This window comes from Agromyces sp. NPDC055520, from assembly GCF_053619715.1.
On record NZ_JBSHJY010000006.1, the window covers coordinates 1 to 22,484 of the forward strand.

General features: G+C 71.2%; 19 protein-coding genes. 7 read left to right on the top strand and 12 right to left on the bottom strand.

The window, feature by feature from the left end; translation table 11 throughout:
* From ACWGST_RS04690 to ACWGST_RS04705, 4 genes are all read right to left on the bottom strand, one after another.
* Nucleotides 1-1,207, bottom strand: a 1,207-nt coding sequence (locus ACWGST_RS04690; RefSeq protein ID WP_452045487.1) for an MATE family efflux transporter, incomplete at its 3' end; no start/stop codon positions are given.
* A 75-nt stretch (nt 1,208-1,282) separates the two neighbouring features.
* A complete protein-coding gene (locus ACWGST_RS04695) occupies nt 1,283-2,215 on the bottom strand; it encodes an alpha/beta fold hydrolase (RefSeq protein WP_452045488.1) in 933 nt (310 codons plus the stop codon).
* 102 nt (nt 2,216-2,317) lie between these two features.
* Entirely contained in the window at nt 2,318-2,974 is a 657-nt protein-coding gene (locus ACWGST_RS04700) for a response regulator (protein ID WP_452045489.1), read from the bottom strand.
* The gene (locus ACWGST_RS04705; protein ID WP_452045490.1) at nt 2,962-4,743 is read right to left on the bottom strand and encodes a sensor histidine kinase; all 1,782 of its coding nucleotides are present in this window, start codon (nt 4,741-4,743) and stop codon (nt 2,962-2,964) included. The genes ACWGST_RS04700 and ACWGST_RS04705 overlap by 13 nt, the downstream gene beginning before the upstream one ends.
* A 147-nt stretch (nt 4,744-4,890) precedes the next feature.
* On the opposite strand from ACWGST_RS04705, the gene ACWGST_RS04710 reads away from it, so the two are divergent.
* From ACWGST_RS04710 to ACWGST_RS04720, 3 genes are all read left to right on the top strand, one after another.
* Nucleotides 4,891-6,936 (top strand): M13 family metallopeptidase, encoded by a 2,046-nt coding sequence (locus ACWGST_RS04710; RefSeq protein ID WP_452045491.1) that lies wholly within the window; start codon nt 4,891-4,893, stop codon nt 6,934-6,936.
* An 83-nt stretch (nt 6,937-7,019) separates the two neighbouring features.
* The gene (locus ACWGST_RS04715) at nt 7,020-7,928 is read left to right on the top strand and encodes a serine hydrolase (RefSeq protein WP_452045492.1); all 909 of its coding nucleotides are present in this window, start codon (nt 7,020-7,022) and stop codon (nt 7,926-7,928) included.
* Between the two features lie 114 nt (nt 7,929-8,042).
* Nucleotides 8,043-8,927 (top strand): hypothetical protein, encoded by an 885-nt coding sequence (locus ACWGST_RS04720; RefSeq protein WP_452045493.1) that lies wholly within the window; start codon nt 8,043-8,045, stop codon nt 8,925-8,927.
* A 168-nt stretch (nt 8,928-9,095) separates the two neighbouring features.
* Here ACWGST_RS04720 and ACWGST_RS04725 read toward each other — a convergent pair whose 3' ends face one another.
* Together ACWGST_RS04725 and ACWGST_RS04730 are read right to left on the bottom strand one after the other, a co-directional pair.
* Entirely contained in the window at nt 9,096-9,842 is a 747-nt protein-coding gene (locus tag ACWGST_RS04725; protein ID WP_452045494.1) for an esterase/lipase family protein, read from the bottom strand.
* A 145-nt stretch (nt 9,843-9,987) separates the two neighbouring features.
* Nucleotides 9,988-10,395 carry an NUDIX domain-containing protein gene (locus ACWGST_RS04730; RefSeq protein WP_452045495.1) on the bottom strand — a complete coding sequence of 136 codons (408 nt, stop codon included), beginning with the start codon at nt 10,393-10,395 and terminating at the stop codon, nt 9,988-9,990.
* 387 nt (nt 10,396-10,782) lie between these two features.
* On the opposite strand from ACWGST_RS04730, the gene ACWGST_RS04735 reads away from it, so the two are divergent.
* Together ACWGST_RS04735 and ACWGST_RS04740 are read left to right on the top strand one after the other, a co-directional pair.
* Entirely contained in the window at nt 10,783-12,051 is a 1,269-nt protein-coding gene (locus ACWGST_RS04735) for an alpha-hydroxy-acid oxidizing protein (protein ID WP_452045496.1), read from the top strand.
* A gap of 149 nt (nt 12,052-12,200) precedes the next feature.
* Nucleotides 12,201-13,586 (top strand): glycine--tRNA ligase, encoded by a 1,386-nt coding sequence (locus tag ACWGST_RS04740; RefSeq protein ID WP_452045497.1) that lies wholly within the window; start codon nt 12,201-12,203, stop codon nt 13,584-13,586.
* 285 nt (nt 13,587-13,871) lie between these two features.
* On the opposite strand, the gene ACWGST_RS04745 is transcribed toward ACWGST_RS04740, so the two are convergent.
* The 6 genes from ACWGST_RS04745 to ACWGST_RS04770 all read right to left on the bottom strand — a co-directional run bounded on the left by ACWGST_RS04745 (nt 13,872) and on the right by ACWGST_RS04770 (nt 19,468).
* Nucleotides 13,872-15,395, bottom strand: a complete 1,524-nt coding sequence (locus ACWGST_RS04745) for a DUF222 domain-containing protein (protein WP_452045498.1) — start codon at nt 15,393-15,395, stop codon at nt 13,872-13,874.
* 136 nt (nt 15,396-15,531) lie between these two features.
* The gene (locus ACWGST_RS04750) at nt 15,532-16,290 is read right to left on the bottom strand and encodes a GNAT family N-acetyltransferase (protein WP_452045499.1); all 759 of its coding nucleotides are present in this window, start codon (nt 16,288-16,290) and stop codon (nt 15,532-15,534) included.
* A 2-nt stretch (nt 16,291-16,292) separates the two neighbouring features.
* Nucleotides 16,293-17,696, bottom strand: coding sequence for a glutamyl-tRNA reductase (locus ACWGST_RS04755; RefSeq protein ID WP_452045500.1), 1,404 nt, complete (start codon nt 17,694-17,696; stop codon nt 16,293-16,295).
* Between the two features lie 58 nt (nt 17,697-17,754).
* Nucleotides 17,755-18,507 (bottom strand): hypothetical protein, encoded by a 753-nt coding sequence (locus tag ACWGST_RS04760; protein WP_452045501.1) that lies wholly within the window; start codon nt 18,505-18,507, stop codon nt 17,755-17,757.
* 143 nt (nt 18,508-18,650) lie between these two features.
* Nucleotides 18,651-18,971, bottom strand: a complete 321-nt coding sequence (locus tag ACWGST_RS04765) for an ArsR/SmtB family transcription factor (protein ID WP_452045502.1) — start codon at nt 18,969-18,971, stop codon at nt 18,651-18,653.
* Complete coding sequence (locus ACWGST_RS04770; RefSeq protein ID WP_452045503.1) at nt 18,968-19,468, bottom strand: ATPase; 501 nt, start codon at nt 19,466-19,468, stop codon at nt 18,968-18,970. Before ACWGST_RS04770 ends, ACWGST_RS04765 begins: the two co-directional genes overlap by 4 nt.
* 102 nt (nt 19,469-19,570) lie before the next feature.
* On the opposite strand from ACWGST_RS04770, the gene hemE reads away from it, so the two are divergent.
* Both hemE and ACWGST_RS04780 read left to right on the top strand, forming a co-directional pair.
* The gene (gene hemE, locus ACWGST_RS04775; protein WP_452045504.1) at nt 19,571-20,767 is read left to right on the top strand and encodes a uroporphyrinogen decarboxylase; all 1,197 of its coding nucleotides are present in this window, start codon (nt 19,571-19,573) and stop codon (nt 20,765-20,767) included.
* Nucleotides 20,764-22,431 (top strand): protoporphyrinogen/coproporphyrinogen oxidase, encoded by a 1,668-nt coding sequence (locus ACWGST_RS04780; RefSeq protein ID WP_452045505.1) that lies wholly within the window; start codon nt 20,764-20,766, stop codon nt 22,429-22,431. Before hemE ends, ACWGST_RS04780 begins: the two co-directional genes overlap by 4 nt.
* Nucleotides 22,432-22,484 lie beyond the last annotated feature (53 nt).

Here is a 22,484-nt window from a genome sequence, read left to right on the forward strand (position 1 = left end):
GCACGAACACGACGAGGTTGACGACGCCCGTCCACGCGAGGTAGCGGGCGTCGCCGGCGCCGATGAGCACGCCGTCGAGCACGAAGACGATGCCGCCGAGCGGCGCAGAGACCGCGAGCACGACGAGCGTCGGAGGAAGGAGCGCCGCGACATCCGCCGAGCTCGTGAACACGGCCGGCAGCACCCAGGCCGTCGCGAGCAGCAGGCCGCCGATCACGCCGCCGCTGCCGACGCCCCACTGCAGGCAGCGCTTCAGCACCGCGCGCACGCCGGCGACGTCGCCGGCGCCCAGGTCGCGGCCGACGAGCGCCTGCGCCGCGATCGCGAGGGCATCGAGCGCGAAGCCGATCGTGAAGTAGATCGTCATGGCGACCTGGAACGCGGCCAGCTCGTTCGAGCCGAGCGAGGTCGCCGCCCACGTCGCGAGCAGCAGCGCGAGCCGCAGGCTCAGCGTGCGCAGGAACAGCCAGCCGCCCGACACCGCACCGCGCAGCACACCCGCGTGGTGCGGCCACGGGTTCGCGCCGACGCGCGCGGCGTGGCGGGCGACGACCACGAGGTAGACCGCGACCATGCCCCACTGCGCGACGACGGTGCCGACCGCCGACCCCGCGATGCCCCAGCCCAAGACGTAGATGAAGAGGTAGTTGAGGGCGATGTTCACGGCGAAGCCGATGCCCGCGACCCACAGCGGCGTGCGCGTGTCCTGCAGGCCGCGCAGCAGCCCGGTGGCCGCGAACACGATGAGCATGGCCGGCAGCCCGGCCATCGAGATCGTCAGATAGACGGATGCCTCGGCCGCCACCTGCTCGGACGCACCGAAGAGTCCCACGAGCGCGGGCGCCGCGAACCACCCGGCGACGGCGAGCACGACGCCGATGCCGAGGGCGAGCCATAGTCCGTCGATGCCCGAGGCGACCGCACCGCGCTCGTCGCCGAGACCGACCCGGCGCGCGACGGCCGGCGTTGTCGCGTAGGCGAGAAAGACCATGAGCCCGATGATCGTCTGCAGCACGGCGCTCGCGAGGCCGAGGCCTGCGAGCGGGGTCGCGCCCAGGTGGCCGATCATCGCGGTGTCGGCGAGCAGGAAGAGCGGTTCGGCGATGAGCGCGCCGAGCGCGGGCACGGCGAGGCGCAGGATGTCGCGGTCGACGGTGGATCGTGCGGCTGCCGGCGTGATCGCGGGCTCGGGCAATGGCTCGTTCATGGGCGTTTCGAGCCTACGGGTGCCGGGCGACAGGCTGCGGCTCAGCGGGTGCCGCGGCTCGGCGGGTGTCGCGGCTCAGGCGAACGACTCGACGACCTGCTCGCCCCCGAACACGTCTGCGATCCCGGCCTGGTCGACGCCGTCGAGCCCGCCCTCGACGAACGCGGTCACGGCGTCGAGCGTCTGCGAGCATGCGAGCACGCGCCCGTGGCCGGTGCCGCCCGTGAGCAGCAGCCGCGAGTGCTCGCCGTGCGCGGCGAACAGCCGCTCGCTCTCGCTCGCCGGTATCTGCGCGTCGTCGCGATCGTGCACGAGCAGCAGTTCGATGTCGCGCGGCATCGGTGCGCGCAATTCGTCGAAGTACCGCCACGGCTCCTCGAAATCGGGGAAGACCCGCGCCGCGTACCGGTCGCGCTGGATCTCGGCCGCCCGCTCGCTGAGCCCGACGTACCCGGCGAAGGTGTCGAAGAGGAATCGCCCCGACGAGACCGGCGCGATCGCCGCGACGCGTGACGCGGAGACCCCCTCGCGCACGGCGTTCATCGACGCGAGGGCGCCGAGCGAGTGCCCGACGATCGCGTGGAAATCGCCGTAGCGGCGGTGCATCTCGGCGATCGCGCCGATCCACCAGCGGATGACGGTGCGCCGGCCGTAGCCGTCGCCGTGTGCGGGCGCGTCGAAGGCGACGAGGCGATGGCCGGTCGAGCGCAGCTCGCGCACGATCGGGGCGAACTGGCTCGCGCGGCCGCGCCAGCCGTGCACGAGCAGCACGGTGCGCGGGCCCGATCCCCATTCGTAGGCGACGCCGTCGCCGTCCGGCAGGCGCAGCGGGCGGCGACGGGCGCCCTCGTGGATCGGCCGCTCGGAGTCGAGCACCCGCCGCACGGGTCGGGAGCTGCCGAACATCGGCCCGGCGATGCGTGCGGCGAGACCGGGGGAGATCAGGTCGGCGGTGCGGGCGGCGCCGATCGCGGCCTTCGTCATCGGGATGGCGGTGGACACGGCCATGGGGATTCCTCTCGCTCGCGCGTCGGGTCGAGCGCGCCATCACCACTCTGGCGGTGGGCATCGGGGGCCGCCATGGGTCCAGGTCGCGTCCCGATGCTCGCCTCAGCCCGCGACGCCGTCGAGGTAGCGGATGACGGCAAGCACCCGCCGATGGTCGTCGGCCGCGACCGGCAGGCCGAGCGCGTCGTAGATGTTCGAGGTGTGCTGCACGATCGCCTTCTCGGTGAGCACGAGCTTCTGGCCGATCCAGGCGTTGCTGCGCCCCTCGGCCATGAAGGCGAGCACCTCGCGCTGCCGGGGGGTGAGTTCGCGCACGACGCCCTCGCCGCGGCCGGCCCGCGACATCATGACGGCGACGATCTCGGGGTCGAGGGCCGTGCCGCCCGCGGCCACGCGCTGCAGGTCGTCGCGGAAGGCCTGGATGTCGGCGATGCGCTGCTTGAGCAGATAGCCCACGCTGGCGGCCCGGCCGGCGAGCAGCTCCATCGCGTAGCGCCGCTGCACGTGCTGCGACAGCACGACGATCGCGATGCCGGGGTGCTCCTGCCTGATGCGCAGCGCGGCGCGCAGACCCTCGTCGTTGTTCGACGGCGGCATCCGGATGTCGGTGATCACGAGTTCGGGCAGGTGGCCGACCACCGCGGTCATGAGTTCGTCGGCGTCGCCCACCGCGGCGACCACCTCGAATCCGCCGTCTTCGAGCAGCAGGCGAAGCCCCTGTCGCAGTAGCACCTCGTCTTCGGCGATCACGACCCGCATGGCAGCTCCGCGGTGAGCAGGGTGCCGCGGCCGGGAGGGCTGGTCAGCGACATCCGGCCCCCGATCGCGTCGACGCGGTCGCCGAGGCCTGCGAGGCCGCGATCGTGCCGGTCGGTGGCGCCGCCGATGCCGTCGTCGGCGACCTCGATCGTGAGCAGCCCGGCCTCTCGCACGAGTCGCACCGACGCCGTGGCGGCGCGGGCGTGCTTCGCCGTGTTCGCGAGCCCCTCTGCGACGACGAAGTAGGCGACATTCATGACGGTCGCTCCGAGCGGCGCGTCGAGACCGCGTGTCTCGAGCTTCGTGGGGATGGGCATGCGGTCGACGAGGTCTTCGGCGGCGAGTGCGAGGCCGCGCTCGACGAGCGCTGCGGGCATGACGTCGTGCACGAGCCGGCGCAGTTCGTCGGCGGCGGACTCGATGCCCTTTCGCAGTCGCCCGGCCTCGACGCGGACGTCGGCGGCATCGGCATCGGCATCGGAGCCGTCCGTGAGGCGGCCGGTCTCGAGATGCCCGGCCTCGAGGGCGAGCAGCACGAGTTGCACCTGCAGTCCGTCGTGCAGGTCTTTCGCGATGCGCAGCCGCTCGCGGTCGGCGGCTTCGACGAGACGCACCCGCGAGTGCCGCAGAGCGGCCTGGCTCGCCCGCAGCTCGGCGGTCAGCCGTTCGCGGGCGATCGCGATCGACGCGACGCGGCCCACGGCCTTCACTCGGCCGCGATCGGGCAGCAGGTCGGCGTCGTACACGATCGCACCGACGGGCTGCCCGGCAGATTCGATGACCACGGCAGCGCGGCCGGTCCGAGCCGCGTGCCCGTCGACGTTCGGCAGGTCGACCGTGATCCCGCGTTCATCGACGAACCCGTCGCGCACCGGCATCCAATAGACGACCTCGACGCTCGGGTCGCCGAGCGTGCGCGCGATCGCGGCGCGCAACGGCTCGCGACCGGGCTCTTCGGTGCCGAGCCAGCTCGCGAGCTCTTCCACCTCTGCGGTGCGCTCGAATCCGCCGACCATGACGCCCACCGTGAAGGCGATGGCGACGCCCGCGATGAGGGACAGCTGAATTCCGGCGATGGCGGTCGCCGGCACGGCGGGCGCGAGCACCGTGGCCAGCGGGATGGCGAGCACCGACGCCATGCCGTAGCCGTAGAGCGGCGCGAGCACCCGGCGCCGGGCGGGCGACGCGGCGCGCAGCCGCAGCGCCAGCACGGCCGCCGTCGAGACCATCACCGCGAGCCCGACGAATCGCTGCACCGTGTCGCCGACGGCGCTGATCTCGGCGTTCGCCGGCACGCCGAGCGGCTCGAGCAGACCGTAGCCGAAGGCCCAGCGCGGCACCTGCAGCACCACGGCGACGAAGTAGGCGGCGACGACGATGAGTCGCGACGTCGTGTCGGGCAGTCGCCCGCTCGGGAAGGCGAGCAGCAGGTGCACGATGACCGCGACCGTCACGGTCGCGACGACGCTGCCGACGAGGATGCCGACGGGCAGGGTGGTGTTGAGCAGACCGGCGAGCAGCATCGAGATGCCGCCGACCCAGATGAGCAGTCCGGTGCGACTGCCCGGCCGTCGTCGCCACGCGACGGTGCCCGCGACGAACCACACGAGCGCCACGAGTGGGAAGAGCAGGATCACCCAGTTCGTCGCGTCGACCGGCAGCAGCAGCGCCGCCTCGAGTCCCGCGAAGAGCGCGCCGAGGCTCATCAACAGCCCGAGCGCCGCTCCGAGCGATCGGGCGAGCGGCGGGCCCTGGGTGCCACGCTCCACATGTCCTCGCTTCCGAGCACCGACAGGTGGGCTCAGTGCACATCATGGCGGATGGCGGGCCGTCCCGGAATGGGGGCAGGTCGCATTCCCTCGTCGAATCGACCGACCTCATTCCCCGTCGTCGGGGCGGCCGCCTAGGCTGGGGGGATGACCGATGTCGCGCTGCCCTCCGGAATCAAGCAAGGCGAACTCGATGCGGGCGTGCGCCCCCAAGACGACCTCTTCCGGCACGTCAACGGCAAGTGGATCGAGCGCACCGACATCCCGGCCGACAAGGCCAGGTACGGCTCGTTCCTCGTGCTGCACGAAGAGGCCGAGCAGGCCGTGCGCGAGATCATCGAGGAGTCGCAGGCGGCCGAGCCCGGCACCGAGGCGCGCAAGGTCGGCGACCTCTACGCGAGCTTCATGAACGAAGAGCGCGCGAACCTGCTGGGCGCCACCCCCATTGCGGGCCAGCTCGTCGAGGTCGATCTGATCGACTCGGTCGACGCCTTCCTCGAGACCCTCGGCCGGCTCGAGCGCCAGGGCGTGCCCGGCTTCCTGCAGCTCTACGTCGACAACGACCCGGGCGACCCCGAGCGCTACCTCGTCTTCGTCGAGCAGGGCGGCATCGGCCTGCCCGACGAGAGCTACTTCCGCGAAGAGCGCTTCGAATCGGTCCGCGAGGCGTACCGATCGCACCTCGAGCGGATGCTGCGGCTCGCGCAGCTCGAAGCGCCGGGGGAGCGGGCGGCCCGGGTGTTCGAGCTCGAGACCGCGATCGCCGCGGCGCACTGGAGCAACGTCGAGACGCGCGACAGCGAGAAGACGTACAACCTGTACCGCTGGGCGGACGCGGTCGCCGAGGCATCCCTTCGACAGGCTCAGGGCGGCGCCGTCGATCTGAATGTCTGGCGCGACGCGATGGGCGTGCCCGCCGGCGCGTTCGACGAGATCGTGCTGCGCGAGCCGTCGTTCGTGCAGGGCCTCGGCGCGCTGCTCACCGACGATCGCCTGCCGGCCTGGAAGGACTGGCTCGCCTGGCAGGTCGTGCGCGGCAGCGCCGCCTACCTCTCGAGCGACTTCGTCGAGGCGAACTTCGACTTCTACGGCCGCACGCTCACCGGCACCCCGCAGATGCGCGAGCGCTGGAAGCGCGGCGTCTCGCTCGTCGAGGGCGCCATGGGCGAGGCCGTCGGGCACATCTACGTCGAGCGGCACTTCCCGCCCGCCGCGAAGGTGGCGATGGACGACCTCGTCGCGAACCTCGTCGAGGCCTACCGCCAGTCGATCGGCGCGCTCGAGTGGATGGGCGAGCAGACCCGGGCGAAGGCCCTCGACAAGCTCGCGAAGTTCACGCCGAAGATCGGGTTCCCGGTGAAGTGGCGCGACTACTCGGCGCTCGAGATCAGCGACGACCTGGTCGGCAACGTGCGCGCGACGGCCGAGTTCGAGTTCAACCGCGAGCTCGGCAAGATCGGCAAGCCGCTCGACCGCGACGAGTGGTTCATGACGCCGCAGACGATCAACGCCTACTACAACCCGGGGTTCAACGAGATCGTGTTCCCGGCGGCGATCCTGCAGTACCCGTTCTTCGACGCCGAGCGCGATGCCGCCGCGAACTACGGTGCGATCGGTGCGGTCATCGGGCACGAGATCGGGCACGGCTTCGACGACCAGGGCTCGAAGTACGACGGCGACGGCCGCCTCATCGACTGGTGGACGGAGGCCGACCGCGCCGCCTTCGAAGAGCGCACCGCGGCGCTCATCGCCCAGTACAACGCACTCGTGCCGGCGCAGCTGCATCCGTTCCCTGAGCCTGTCGAAGGGGACGTCGCTTCGACGAGCTCAGCGAGCGAAGGTGATGCCCACGTCAACGGGGCGCTGACCATCGGCGAGAACATCGGCGACCTCGGCGGCCTTGCGATCGCGTGGAAGGCGTACGTGATCTCGCTCGGCGGCGACGTCGAGACGGCGCCCGTGATCGACGGCATGTCCGCGGCGCAGCGCTTCTTCCTCTCCTGGGCTCAGGCCTGGCAGATGAAGGGCCGCGACGAAGAGGTGATCCGCCTGCTCGCGATCGACCCGCACTCGCCGAACGAGTTCCGCTGCAACCAGATCGTCAGGAACATCGATGCGTTCTACGCTAGCTTCGAAGTGACTCCCGACGACGCCCTCTGGCTCGATCCAGCCGAGCGTGTGACGATCTGGTAGTCGCAGTACAACAACCGAGCAATTCGAGCGCGCCGCGTTGCGGTGGGGGAGCGCCGACCGTAGAGGAAGGCCGTGGAATCACCGTGGTGACGTCGTCGCAGGGTTCGGAGCGGCGCGCGCGGCACAGTGACATCCGGCGCGGCAAGCATCGCACCGACGAACACGGCGAAGACTTCTCTCGCGGTTTCGACGCGCTCGGCGAGCTCGCGCTCGCCGGGGTGCAGGTGTCGGCCCGGGCCACCGACCTCGCGACCGGCAAGGTGCTGTTCTCGGTCGACGACCACGTCGTCATGCCGACGGCGTCGATCGGCAAGGTGCTGCTGCTCGTCGAGGTCGCCTCGCGGCTCGCGGGCGACAGCAGCGAGTCGTTCACGGTGCTCGACCGAGCCCCGCGCGACGCGGTCGGCGACTCGGGCATCTGGCAGCACATGCAGTCGCCCTCGCTGCCGCTCGCCGATCTCGCGGCGCTCATCGGGGCGACGAGCGACAACCTCGCCACGAACGTGCTCATCCGTCACGTCGGACTCGAGGCGGTGCGCGCACGCACCGAGGCGCTCGGCCTGACCCGCACGGCGCTGCTCGACCTCGTGCGCGACCACCGCGGCCCCGACGACGCCCCGCAGCTCTCGATCGGCTCGGCGAAAGAACTCACGTGGCTGTTCGCCTCGCTCGCCCGCGGTGAGATCGTCTCGCCCGAGGTGTCGCAGCGGGTCGTCGGCTGGCTCTCGCTGAACGCCGATCTCTCCATGGTCGCGAGCGCGTTCGGCCTCGACCCGCTCGCGCACCGCGCGCCCGATCACAACGTGCTGCTCATGAACAAGACCGGCACCGACGGGGGCGTGCGCAGCGAGGTGGGCGTGCTCCGCGGCCCACGCGCGAGCGTCTCGTACGCCGTGTCGATGTACTACGCCGACACGATGATCTCGTCGCGTCTCGCGGTGCTCGACGGCATGCGGCAGGTCGGCCTCGACCTGCTCGAGTACGTGCACTGACACATGGGGAGCCCTCCCCATGTGGAGGTTGTCCTCCGTTTCGATAGGGTCGCTCATGGTGTCCCCCACTGCGGGGTACTCGTCCGATTCCCGCAACGTACGAAGGATCATTCCGTGGCAATCTCAGCACTCCGACTTCGCACCGGCGCCATCGTCGCCGCTGCGGGGCTCATGCTCGCCGGCCTCGCGGCTGCCGCCCCTGCGCACGCGGCGGACGCACCCGTGATCTCGCTCGACCAGACCTCGTTCCCCGCCGGCGACTGGGAGGGCGGGTTCACCGTCACCGGTTCGGGCTTCACGCCCGGCGTCGCGGCCGAGCTGATGCTCAGCGTCAGCAGCGGTCCGTCGTCCGGAGGCAGCTCGCCCCTGGGGTCGATCGTGCCCGACGCCTCCGGCAGCATCAGCATCGCCGTCGCCCCCACCGACGTCACCACCCTGCCCACGGCCACGGGCTACCCGAAGTATGCGGTCGGGGCCACCCAGTCGGTCGGCGGCGAGAACGTCTACTCGAACTTCGTCGAGCTCACGATCACGGCGGGCACCTCCATCACCCTGCCCACCGCCGTCTCGCCCGAGAGCCTTGCGGCCGGCATCACGATCTCCTTCGCGGGCTTCGCCCCCCACGAGTCGATCTCCTACTACTACGACCTCTACAGCGAGGGGGCGTTCGTTCCCGTCGACGGGTTCACCACCGCGGACGCGACGGGCGCCAGGTCGTTCGTTGCGACGGCCGCGGGGGCCAAGGTCGGCGACTCGCTCGAGGTCGGCGTGTTCGGCGAAGAGAGCGAGCGTCAGGCGCTGGTCTACGCGCGAATCACCGAGGCGCCCGCTCCTGTGCCGGCTCCCGCACCTGCCCCCGCCGCTCCGGCCGCAGCCGCCGGCACGGGTCTCGCCGAGACGGGTGTCGACCTCGGCATCGGGTTCGCGGCCCTCGCGTTCCTCGTGCTCGGCGCCGGAGCCGTCTTCATGACGCGTCGGGTGCGCGCCGCCCAACGCTGATCCGCGGCTGCTGCGACGGGGCGATGCCACGCGGCATCGCCCCGTTCGTCGTCTGTCGGCGTGGATGCATCCATGCCGATGCATCCCGCCGATGCATCCATGCCGGTGCCGTGCCGCCGTGCCGCCTGCCGCACGCCGTGTCGCCGGCCGCGCCGCCGGCCGCGCCGCCTACATCGCCACCGATTCCGCCGCGGCGGCGCCTGAGAGCGACTCGATGCCGGCGACGACCGCCGCCGCGGTCTCGGGCGCCGTGAGAATGCGGAAGTGCCCGGCCACCGGCAATTGCCGGTTCGTGGCGCCCGCGAGCGAGCTGCCTTCGGGCAGGTGCGGGTCGAAGACGCCGAAGATCGACACGATGCGCGCGTTGACCGTTGCCGAGTTCGCGAGCTCGACGATCGCGGCGCTGTCGGGGTCGAACTCCCGCATGCTGGGGTCGAGCAGGTACCGCGCGAGCCGAGCCCCGCGGAACGGGGTCGCGATCGCCACGAGCCCGCGCAGGCCGAGGCGCTGATCGGCGTCGCCGAGCAGCAAGCGCTTGCCGACGAGTCCGCCCTTCGAGTGCGCCACGACGATGCGGCCGGCCGGCGGTACGGTGATGCGTGCGAGCGCGCGCACGAGTCGGTCGGCGGTCTCGGGGATCGCGAGCAGGTTCGCACCGAGCCCATGGGCGACCTGCACGCGATAGCCGTGCGTGTTGAGCGCGTCGCCGAGCGGTTCCATGAACGACCAGTGCTCGTAGACACCGGGCAGCAGCAGGATCGTCGGCTTCCCGGCATCGCCGACGGCCCAGCGTCTCGGCGGCGTCGGCACCGTGAGCACACGCAACTGCTGCTTCGCCGCGTCGAGGTAATCGAGCGCCCACCAGCGGGCGGCTGCGAACGGCGAGATCGGCGAGCGCCCCGCGGGAGACCACATGCCCGCAGTCTACGAGAGCGCCGGTTTCGCGCGGCGGTGTCGTGCGGCGGTGTCGTGCGGCGGTGTCGCGCGGCGGTGTCGGGTGGCCGTGTCGGGCGTGTCGGGTGGCCGTGTCGGGCGTCGGTTTCGGCGTCCGCCCTGTGCGTCAGTCGATGAGCCCGGATGCCGCGAGCCGCTCGAGCACTTCGGCACCCGCGGGCGGGCACCGGTCGAGGTCGGCGGTCGTCACCCAGTGCAGGCTGCCCACCTCGGCCGAGGCGAAGGGCGCGGCATCCGTCTCCGCGCGAAAGACGCGCATGCGCACCAGTCGGCCGTCGGGTTCGCCGTGGGCCGCCGCGACGACCTCGAAGAGCTCGACGAGCTCGGCCGGGTCGAGCACGAGCGCGACCTCTTCGAGCGCCTCGCGGGCGGCGGCGTCGGCCGCCGTCTCGCCCTCGTCGATCTTTCCGCCCGGCATGTAGTACACGTCGCGATCGCGCGCCGTGACCATGAGCACGCGACGATCGCGCACGAGGGCGATGGCGGCGACGCGGATGTCGGTGAGCTGAGGCATCCTCTTCACCCTATGTCTTCCCTGCCCGATGTCCTCCCTGCTCGATGTCTTCCCTGCCCAATGTCGTCCCTCTGCTCGCCGGCTCTCGCAGCCCCCCGACCCGAGGAACCACTTCCGCGAACGGGCAGTCGATGCCGCCCGTGCGCAGGCGAGGCGGCAACAACTGCCCGTTCGCCGAAGGATCGACGGAGACGCGGGTGCCGCGGCACGGCTACGCTGGCTCGCACGACACCGCGAAGGAGTGAGCCGATGCCGAGCGAGCCCACACCGAACACACCGGCGCCCACCCCGAGCACACCAGCGCCGAGCGAGCCCACGCCGACCCCGAGCACTCCCACACCGAGCGGGCACACACCCGCGCCCGCCCCGCAGGGGTTCGCGCGGGCCGTGCAATCCGAGGTCTACCGTGCCGGGCTCTCGGGCATCCGCCCGGCCGTGCCGGTCGATTTCGGCGCGCTCGAGCGCGCCGCGCGCAAGGCCGTTTCGTCCGAGGCGTTCGCGTACCTGGCCGGCGGGGCGGGCGCCGAGGCGACCATGGCGGCGAACCGTGCGGCCTTCGCGCGATGGCAGATCTGGCCGCGAGTACTCCGTGACGTCTCCGAACGCGACCTCTCGATCGAACTGCTCGGACGGCGCCGCGCGACCCCCTTCGTGCTCTCGCCCATCGGCGTCGCCGAGATGGCGCATCCCGAGGCCGACGTCGCGGTGGGCCGTGCGGCCGCCGCGCTCGACGTGCCGTACATCCTGTCGAACCAGGCCTCCCGCCCGATGGAGGAGGTCGCCGCCGCCATGGGCGCGCGATCGCGATGGTTCCAGCTCTATTGGAGCGCCTCCGACGAACTCAACGCCTCGTTCGTTCGTCGCGCCGAGGCATCCGGTTGCGAGGCCATCGTCGTGACGCTCGATACGCACCTGCTCGGCTGGCGCACGCGCGACCTCGACGCCGCCTACCTGCCGTTCACGCGGGGGCAGGGCATCGCCCAGTACACGAGCGACCCAGTCTTCGCCGAGCTCGTGCGGCAGCGGGTCGCCGCTGGTGCGGATGGCGGATCGAGCCCGAAGGTCACGCCGAAGCTGCTCGCCACGGCGTTCTCGATCGCCCGCGCCGGTGCGCGTACCCCGCTCGTCGACGGCGGAGTGCGGGCGGCGCTGCGTTCGCCGCTGCCGCGAGCGGCGATCGAGACCTTCCTCGACGTGTTCGCGAACCCCGCCCTCACGTGGGCAGATCTCGCCAGACTTCGCGAGTGGACGAAACTGCCGGTGCTGCTGAAGGGCGTCCTGCATCCGGATGACGCGGCGCAGGCCCTCGATCACGGTGTCGACGGCATCGTCGTCTCGAACCACGGCGGCCGTCAGATCGACGACTCCGTCGCGAGCCTCGATGCGCTGCCCGGTGTCGTCGAGCGGGTCGGCGGACGCGTGCCCGTCATCCTCGACAGCGGCGTGCGGGGCGGTGCCGACGCGTTCATCGCGCTCGCGCTCGGCGCCACGGCCGTCGGCATCGGCCGCCCCTACGCCTACGGGCTCGCGGTCGCCGGAGCCGCGGGAGTGCGCGAGGTCGTGCGCAACCACATCGCCGAGTTCGACCTCACGCTCGGGCTCGCGGGGCATCGCTCCGTCGCCGAGATCGGACCCGCGTCGTTGCGCTCAGCGTGAGCCGCGGCATCCACTCGTGAATCGAAGCGGCGAACCGGCACTCGTTCGAGCTCTCACGCGCCCGCCCGTAGGATGGTGACACCGTGTCGTTTTCCGGCCTCACCCCCGATTCCGACAATTCGCCCGATCCCAGGACCATTGGAGCCACCGTGGCCGCACCCAGCCGTCTCGAGTCCGTCATCGCCCTCGCCCAGCACCGGGGCTTCGTCTTCCAGGCCGGCGAGATCTACGGCGGATCCCGCTCCGCGTGGGACTACGGGCCCCTCGGCGTCGAGCTGAAAGAGAACATCAAGCGGCAGTGGTGGCGGTACATGGTCACCGGTCGCGACGATGTCGTCGGTCTCGACTCGAGCGTCATCCTGCCGAAGCAGGTGTGGGTCGCCTCCGGGCACGTCGGCGTCTTCACCGACCCGCTCGTCGAGTGCCTGCACTGCCACAAGCGCTTCCGTGAAGATCACCTGCTCGAGGCCTTCGAAGACAAGAAGGGCCGCGCCCCCGAGAACGGCATGGCCGACATCGCCTGCCCCAACTGCGGCACCCGTGGCCAGTGGACGCCTCCCCGCGACTTCAACATGATGCTGCAGACCTACCTGGGCCCGGTTCAGGATGAATCGGGGCTGCACTACCTCCGCCCCGAGACCGCTCAGGGCATCTTCACGAACTTCGCCAATGTGCTGCAGGCCTCGCGCATGAAGCCGCCGTTCGGCATCGGCCAGATCGGCAAGTCGTTCCGCAACGAGATCACGCCCGGAAACTTCATCTTCCGCACGCGTGAGTTCGAGCAGATGGAGCTCGAGTTCTTCGTCGAGCCCGGCACCGACGACGAATGGTTCGAGTACTGGCTCGACTACCGCTGGGCGTGGTACGTCGACCTCGGTGTCGACCCTGAGAACCTGCGCCGCTTCGAGCACCCGAAAGACAAGCTCTCGCACTACTCGAAGCGCACCGTCGACATCGAGTACCGCTTCGGCTTCACGGGTGGCGAGTGGGGCGAGCTCGAGGGCGTCGCGAACCGCACCGATTTCGACCTCACGACGCACTCCGAGCACTCGGGCAAAGAGCTCTCGTACTTCGACCAGTCGAAGAACGAGCGCTGGATCCCCTACGTGATCGAGCCCGCGGCCGGTCTCACCCGCTCGCTCATGGCGTTCCTGGTCGACGCGTATCACGTCGAAGAGGTGCCGAACGCGAAGGGCGGTGTCGACACCCGCACGGTGTTGCGTCTCGACCCGCGTCTCGCGCCGGTGAAGGCGGCCGTGCTGCCGCTCAGCCGCAACGAGAAGTTGTCGCCCCTCGCTCGCGAAGTGGCGGCGTCGCTGCGCAAGCACTGGAACGTCGACTTCGACGACGCCGGTGCCATCGGTCGCCGCTACCGTCGTCAGGATGAGATCGGCACGCCGTTCTGCATCACGGTCGACTTCGACTCGCTCGACGACAACGCCGTGACCGTGCGTGAGCGCGACAGCATGGAGCAGGTGCGAGTGCCGCTCGCCGAGCTCGAGGGTTTCTTGGCAGCGCGGTTGCTCGGGGCGTAGCGCCCAGAGCTTGGTCTGCGCGCGGTGCACCAGCGCTGCGGTGTCGGTCGAGCAGCAAGGACGGCAGGCAGAGCGGGCCCAGAGTTCGGCTGCACCGCACTGCTTGCACCGCACTGCTTGCACCGCACTGCTTGCACCGCACTGCTTGCACTGCACTGCGCTGCTTGCACCGCACTGCTTGCGCTGCGCTGCTTGCACCGCACTGCTTGCGCTGCGCTGCTTCTCTTGCACTGCGTGGCAGAAGCCGTGCGACACTACCAGCGTCCCGGTACAACGGGCAGAGCTCTACCCCGCGGCTGAGACGGCGTGTTCGGGCCAGGCCTGCACCTCGACCCCGGTGCTGGACTTCGTGTCGGGTGGCCGGGCCGCTTGGCGCAGGCGCGCCGGATCGACCGGATTCATGATGTCGGCGGGCGTCTTCGACCGCATCAGCCTCGGCGTCTGATCGGGATCGACCGACGCCGGCGGGATGAGCCAGTAGTGCGCGCCGATGCGCTGCACCTCCCAGCCCTGGTTGTGATAGCGAAGATGGTCGCGTCGGCAGAGCAAGATGCCGCTAGCGAGATCGGTGCGACCGTCGTCTCGCAACCAATGGTCGATGTGATGCGCTTCGCACCATGAGGGCGGCCGGGTGCAGTCGGGATCCAAACAGCCGCCGTCGCGAACCGCGAGCGCCGCCTTCTGTGCTGCGCTGAAGAGTCGCCGGTCGCGACCGAGGTCGATGCAGACGCCGTCTTCGTTGAAGAGGAACGGGTGCGAGCCCTCGCAGAGATCTGCCCGAGCATCGGCGAGGGGGATGCGGTCGGGATGCCCTTCGATGATGCCCGTGCCGTCTCCGGTGCGGAGTGCGTGTTCGTTCACGACGAGCTGCACCAACGGCTTCTTCTCGTTGAGCAACCGTGACGGGTCGACACTCGCGCCCGCACGAAGCAGTTGCACGAGCCCTTCGGCGGCATCGCGCTCACGAGTCGCCCGCACCGCCGCGTACGAGGCATCACCCCGAACCGGGTCGCCGAAGCCGCGCCGCACCGACCTGGGCAAGCGCCGCGGATGGGTGAGCTGATCGAACACACTCTTGACGAGCATGCCGCTCTCGGCGTCGAGTTCGAACTCGCCGCGAACCATGCCGTCTGCCTTCACCCACACCCGCCAGAACTGCGCGTCGCGTTGGTGCTCCGCCCGCGCCGCTACGCCGGCCGCATCGATGCCGTCACGGGCCTGTCGGGCGAGCCGTCGCGCAGCATCGGCGTGAAGGTTTCGACACTCGGCGATCACGCTTGAAAGTGCGGCGGCGAGCAACGGTTCATCGGCGTCGCCGCCCGGTTCACCGAGCCCGGATCGAATCGCATCGGCGACCGCCACCGTCACCAGACCGTCGGCGACGGCTCGGGCCAACTCCGAGAACCACGGGGTCGCCGGTTCAGGCAGGAGCCCTGCGAGTTCGGGATCATCGCGGCGTGCGGCGCGGAGTTCGACCGCGGCCTCAGTCTCGGAAACCATCTGGCCGACTTCGATGAGCGTGGTGGTCTCACGTTTGGACGCATGGGTGATCGACTGCAGCAACCCACCCGCGTTCGCGTGACCGGCGCGCTGCGCGAGCCCGTGCATGCCGAACGCGACCTTGGACCGCCGAACGACCTCGGCGGCCGCGAGCGCTTGTGCTCGCTCAGCCTCGTGTCGCAACGCCGTGATCGCCTCGACCGACTTCAGGAGCGCAGCATCGTCGAGCGTGCTGAATGCCCCCGGAACGCCCGCGCTCGCCGACAGCACTGCAGCGATGCCGCCGTAGTCGGGGAGCGTTTCGGTCATGCTTCATTGTCTCGCGAGCCGCCGACATTCGAACATACGTTCCACAACCTGTGGATAACTCTGTGGAGAGAGGGTGAGCGGGAGGTGAAATGAGGAAGGACGGAGGGGCGGAGGAGGCGGGGGCGGAAGGGGCCCCTTACGCCCGTGCCGCCGCCCACTCTCGCCGCAGTACGCCGTACACCGCGGTGTCCTGCCACTCGCCGTCGTTGTACTGCTCTTCGAGGATCGTCGCCTCACGCCGCATGCCGAGCCGCTCGCACAGGGCGGCGGATGACCCGTTTCGCGCATCGAGGAACGCCTGCACCCGATGCGGATGCAGCGTGCCGAACACGAAGTCGCGGATCGCCGCCGCGGCCTCGAGCGCATAGCCCTTGCCCTGGAAGTCGGGGTGCACCACCCAGCCGAGTTCGAGCTGGGCGTGCTTGACGCTCGAGACGCGCACCATCATGTCGCCGATCACCCGGGCGCCCTCGCCGTCTGTCAGACCCGCACCCGCGCCCGTCGAGGGCGTGCCGGGCAACGTCATCGCGAGCACGAAGAAGTCGCCGTCGCCCGCGAGCACACGACCGGCCGCGCGCGTCGCGGTGTGCTCGTACGCCTCGGCCTGATCGCGCTCGGGCCACGGCAGATAGGTGAGCACCTCGGGAATGCGCTGGTACTCGTACACATCGGGGGCGTCGGATGCCTCGAGCGGTCGCAGCACGAGACGCTCGGTGCTGATCGGGGTCGCCGACAACATGCCCGCATCGAACGGGAAGCGAAGCGCGGGCGGACCGTCGGCAGCGGCCGCCGCGGCACGGTCGAGCGAGCCGGCCGTGGTCGCGCCGGCCGTGGCCCCCGCAGCGCCGACCACGGCAGAACTCGATGTCTGGGTCTCAGGTGCGTTCTCGTGCATCGTCACGAAGCGTAGCGCGCGCCCCCGACACGGCCTGGTGCGGGCAGCACCTGCCCCGCGGCATCCACCTCGGAAGTCACGCCGAAGACCGCGGCGATGCCGTCGATCCAGGCTTGCTGCTCGCCGTCACGCGCGAGTTCGCGCGACCGCACCATCGGGGTGTGCAGCAGCACGCCGACCAGGTGGCGCAGGGCTTCTTCGGTGCGTCCGTCGGCGTCGCCGCGTGAGCGGGCGCGTTCGATCTCGCCGTCGAGCAGGTCGAAGACGTGGCGGCGCAGGGCGACGACGGCGGGTGCGAGTTCTTGCGCTTCGCGGGCCTCGCCGAACGCCCGCGCGGCGCCGCCGACGATGGCGCGCGCGGCATCGGTGGCCCCGAACTCCTCGAGCGGGGCGTGGATGCGGATCGTCTCGAGGTCGAGCAGCTCGACACCGGGCACCTCGACGACGTCGGGCGCCACATTGCGTGGCAGCCCCAGGTCGATCACGAGCTGGCGTTCGACGGGCGCGTCGGCCGCGTCGTCGACACGGCTGAGCGGCCGAGCGGATGCCGCGGGGCGGGCGGATGCCGCACCCTCAGCCGCGCCACCAACTCCCGCGACCCGCGCCCGCCCCGCCACGAGCAGCGCCCGGTCGACGACGTGGTGCTCGGCCGTGGTGCACGTGACGATGACGTCGGATCCCGCTGCCGCCACGGCGACGTCGCGTCGCCCGACGGCCTCGATGCCGTGACTCGCGGCGAACTTCGCGGCGCGGCCCGAGGGGGAGAAGACCCGTACGTCGGTGACACCGCGGTCGCGGAGCGCCGCGAGCGAGGCGCCCGCGAACCGGCCCGTGCCGACGAGCAGCACGCGCGTCGCGGCCCAATCGGTGACGCGGCTCTCGGCGAGTTCGAGGGCGAGGCGCACGACCGATCGGCCCTCGTTGCCGATGCCGGTCTCGTTCTTCACCCTGCGCGAGATCTGCGATGCACGCTGGAACAGGCGCTCGAGGTCTGGTGTCGTCGTGCCCTCGGCACGGGCGCGTTCGAGCGAGCGGCGCACCTGCCCGGCGATCTCGCCCTCGCCGATGACGACGGATTCGAGCCCCGAGGCGACCGCGAAGAGGTGGTCGGCGACGGCGTTGCCGTGCACGAAGCCGAAGGTCGTGCGCAATTCATCGGGTTCGAGCCCCGCGACGGCCCCCACCGAACGGATCGCCTCGTGCACGGCCGGCACGGGCGACTCACCCTCGGCCGCGTCGAGGTCGAGATAGGCCTCGAAGCGGTTGCATGTGGCGACGACGACGGCACCCTGCACGGCCGCGTGGCCGCCGCGAATGCGGGGGCCTGCGGCGTCCGCGGTCGCCGAAAGCCGTTCGAGCATGTCGAACCCGGCGTTCTTGTGACTCGCGGTCAGGCAGATGAGCACGAGGGCGATTCTACCCGCCGTCGAATCCGCGTTCGCCCGGCGGGACTCCGTTCGAAATTCAGCGGCCGGCGAGTACCGCGCCCTGCCGGATGATCTGGATCGGCGCGGTCAGCGGCGGCAGCTCGAGGCCCTCGGCCGCGAGCGCCTCGCGATGCTTGGCCTTCCAGCTGCGCACGACCGCGTAGAACGGCGCATCGGACAGTGCGTACCGACCGAGGCGGCGGTCGGCGAGCACGATCGGAAGCTCGACGCTCATGCCGTTGCGGCGCACGCGCAACTCGAGCACCGAGAGCACCGAACCGCCGGCCACGATCGAATCGCTGCGGATGCTGCGGACCTCTCGCCAGGCGAAGTGCGCCGCGCGCCGGGGCCGGCGCCCGCCGTTCCAGAACGCGACGCCGAGTTCGTCGGCCACGATCGAGTAGCGCGCTGCGAGTCGGGTGGGCTGCGCGTCATCCGCCGTCAATTCAGCGAGACTCGCCACGATTTCACGACGACGGATGCCGCAGCTCACCTCGCCCCGAACGCTCGCCTCGAGTGCCCGGCGACGGGTGTTGGCGCGGGTGCGCTCGCCGAGGCGCACGAACATCCAGACCACGACGCCGAGGATCGCGGCCGCGGAGACGACGACCGTGATGCGCTCGACGCCGGGGATCTCGGGCAGGCTCAGCATGTAGCGCTCGAGGAATCCGGAGCCGGCGATGAGGCCGCCGATGACGATCGCGGCGGCGGCCGCGACGAGGAAGGTGATGCCGGCGCGATGCGGCGCGGCGGCGTTCACCGGGCGGCTCGGGCGGGCAGGCTGCAACACGACATCGGGTACCTGGGTTCTCCGTGGGTGCGGAGGCGCACGGGTGGGTGACTCGTGCGTCGTCGTGCTCGGGGGCGCACAACGCTTCGACCATAGCGCTCATGCCCCGATGAATGTAAGGCCTCCGAACGAATCGGCTGCGGTCACTCCTCCGCTGCGGCCTTGATCGCCAGCAGGCGGCGTTCCCAGCCCTGCGCGAGCGTGTCGAGGTCTCGGGCGAGGGCGTTGAGGCGCGATCCGATCGCGCGGTAGCGCACCTCCCGGCCGTGCGCCTCGGTCTCGACGAGGCCCGCCTCCCGGAGCACCTCGAGGTGCTTCGCGACGGCCTGCCTGCTGATGGGCAGTTCGGCGGCGAGGGCGGTCGCCGAGGCGGCGGCGGTGCCGAGGCGCTGCAGGAGCCCCCACCGCGTGTCGTCGCCGAGGGCGGCGAACGCGGCGGGGAGGCTCTCGGTGCCGATCGTCATCGGCCCGCCGCGAGGTCGACGGCGGACTCGTTCGCGAGGTGGTCGCGCGCGAATCCGAGCTCGATCGCCCAGCCCTCGGTGTTGCCGTCGAACATGCGGCGGCGCTCCTCGGCGCTGCGGTCGAGGCCCTCGAAGCCGCTCTCGGCGACGCGCAGCACGACGCCGCCGTCGGTGCGCTCCTCGATCCAGAACTCGACGAGCGTCGAGACGAGCGGGTCGCGCTCGGGGTCGGGTTCGACGGCCCCCGGGGTCGCGTTGAACCAGCGGAAGGCGGCGTACCTCGGGGCATCCAACGATTCGATCGCGAGCGTGAAGTCGCCGTGCTTGTCGTCGTGGACGACCACGCGCGAGCCCTGCTGCTCGATGCGGTGCTCGACGATGCGATCGTCGTTGATCCACCAGCCTGCCGTGGAGACGAGGTCCCACACGCGCTGCGCGGTGGCGTCGATGTCGATCTGCTGCTCGATGCGGTCGAGCGATCCCGTGGTGCTGTTCATGCGTCCTCCTCGATTGCCATGCCCGATTGATGTGCAATGCAATGGTTGCACTGCTGGATGGAGAGTGCAACCTTTTTATTGCACTCAGCCCCGTGCGGGAGAATGGCTTGTGTGATTCTCTCTCCGCAGCACCCGCTCTCCGCCGGCCTCACCTCCGACTCGCGCCTCGTTCGCGCATATAGAGGAGAGCGCTCAGACGTCGCACCCGTGTGGTTCATGCGGCAGGCGGGGCGCTCGCTGCCCGAGTACCGCGATCTGCGCGTCGGCACGCGAATGCTCGACGCGTGTCTCGACCCCGCGATGGCGAGCGAGATCACGTTGCAGCCCGTGCGTCGGCACGGTGTCGACGCCGGCATCTTCTTCAGCGACATCGTGGTGCCGCTGAAGCTCGTGGGCGTCGACGTCGAGATCCAGCCGGGTCGCGGCCCGGTCTTCGGCCGGGCCTACGCTGATGCCGCCGGCGTCGCCGAGCTGACGGCGATCGACCCGGCACTGCTCGACGAGACATCCGGCCCCATCACCGAGGCGGTCGCGCGCACGGTCGCCGAGCTGAACACGACCGACCCTTCGACGGGCTCAGGGCAGGTTCGCTCCGGCACGCCGACCCCGCTCATCGGCTTCGCGGGCGCCCCGTTCACCCTCGCGGCGTACCTCACCGAGGGCGGCCCGTCGAAAGACCACCTCGCGGCACGCACCCTCATGCACGCCGACCCGGGCGCCTGGCGCGCGCTCATGGACTGGACCGCCGAGCTCACCGGCCGCTTCCTGCGCACGCAGGTGCTCGCCGGGGCATCCGCCGCCCAGCTCTTCGACTCGTGGGCCGGTGCCCTCTCGCTCGCCGACTACGAGGCGCACGTCGCGCCGGCGTCGGCGAAGGCGCTCGCCCACGTGCATGACCTCGCCTATGAGACGACGGATGCCTCGGGGCCCGCCGCCGCCGCCGCGGGCGCGGTCGCACCGACGACCCGCAGCGTGCCCGTCGTGCACTTCGGCGTCGGCACGGGCGAGCTGCTCGGCGCGATGCACGGCATCGGCGTCGACACGGTCGGCGTCGACTACCGGATTCCGCTCGACGTCGCCGCCGCACGCGTCGGCGCGGGGGTGCCGCTGCAGGGCAACCTCGACCCCGCCCTGCTCGCCGCCCCGTGGCCCGTGCTCGAGGCCGCCGTGCGCGAGGTGCTGCGCCGCGGCGAGGCGGCGCCCGCCCACGTCTTCAACCTCGGCCACGGCGTGCCGCCCGAGACCGACCCGACCGTGCTCACGCGCGTCGTCGACCTCGTGCACGAGGCCTCGGCATGAGCGACCGCCCGGCTCCCGCCCCCGGCACCCCCGGCACGCCCACCACCGGCACCCCTTCCACCGTTGCCGGATCAGGGGATTCTGGGCGACACGCCGTCGGCGCCCCGGCCCGCGACGGCGTGTCGCAAGAATCCCCTGAACGGGCAACAGGAGCAGCGAGCGCGCGGGCGAACGCGGATGTCGTCGTGGTCGGCGGCGGGGTCGCCGGGCTCGTCGCCGCGCTCGAGTGCGCCAAGGTCGGCCTGCGGGTCACCGTGCTCGAACGCGGCGAAGAGTTGGGCGGATGCGTCGGCCGCATCGAGCTCGACGGCCTGACCCTCGACAGTGGCGCCGAATCGTTCGCGACCCGGGGCGGCGCCGTCGCCGAACTGCTCGGCTCGCTCGGCCTCGACGTCGACATCGAGCAGCCGAATCCGGCGGGCGCCTGGCTCGTCTGGCCCGGCAGGCGCGGCCTCGACGCGGCTCCGCTGCCGAAGACGGGCATGCTCGGCATCCCGGCGAACCCGCTCGGCGACGACGTGCGGCGCATCATCGGCTGGAACGGCGCGATCCGCGCCTACCTCGACCGCGTCAAGCCCATCCTCCGCATCGGCCGCGCCCGCAGCCTCGGCGAGCTCGTGCGCGAGCGCATGGGCGCGCCCGTGCTCGACCGCCTCGTCACGCCGATCTCGGCGGGCGTCTACTCGACGAGCCCCGACGATCTCGACCTCGACGTCGTCGCGCCCGGCCTCAACGAGGCGATGACGCGCACCGGCTCGCTCTCGGGCGGCGTCGGTCAATTGGTCGAGGAACGCAGGGCCGGCGGCGCAGTGCGCGGTCTTCGGGGCGGGATGCATCGGCTCGTCGACGCCCTCGAACGCGAGCTCGCCCGATTCGACGTGACGATCGTGCGCGGCGCCGAGGTCACCGGGCTCGAGCGCGATGCCGAGACCCGCGAGCGCGTCGCCGCGTCGTCGGCTGCGACGTCGGAGGAGGCATCCGGATGGCGCGTCACCGCTTCGACCGAGGCCGGCGAGCTGCTCGTGACCGCCCCCGACGTCGTGCTCGCCGCCTCGGGCCATGCAGCGCTCGCCCTGGTCGACGCCGCCCTCGACGGCTGGGCGCAGACGAGCGGTTCCGGCAGTGCGGCGTGGCCCGCCGCGGCATCCGTCGAGCTTGTCACCCTCGTGCTCGACGCGCCCGCGCTCGATGCCGCCCCGCGCGGAACCGGCGTGCTCGTCGCCGCCGACGCGCCCGGGGTGACGGCGAAGGCCCTCACCCACTCGACCGCGAAGTGGTCGTGGCTCGCCGAGGCGGCCGGCGGCCGTCACGTCGTGCGTCTCTCGTACGGACGCGCCGGCACGGCGAACCCGCTCGACGGAAGATCCGACGCCGAGGCCGTCGAGTTCGCGCTGGTCGACGCCTCTGCGCTGCTGGGCGTGCCCCTCGACGAGCGGATGCTTCGTGCCGCTGGCCGCTCGCAGTGGCGCGATGCCCTCTCGCAGGCGACCGTCGGCCAGCACGACCGGGTGCGCGAACTCGAGGACGCGCTCGCCGCGGAGCCGGGCATCGAGGCGGCGGGATCGTGGGTCGCCGGCACCGGCCTCGCCTCGGTCGTGCCGCATGCGCTCGAGGCCGCACGACGCATCCGGCATCGCCGGGTGCAGTCCGACGGCAACGCATAGCCGAAACGGAATATTTCGGCGCAACCCCCTTGCGCCGCCTGCCGCGGGGTCTA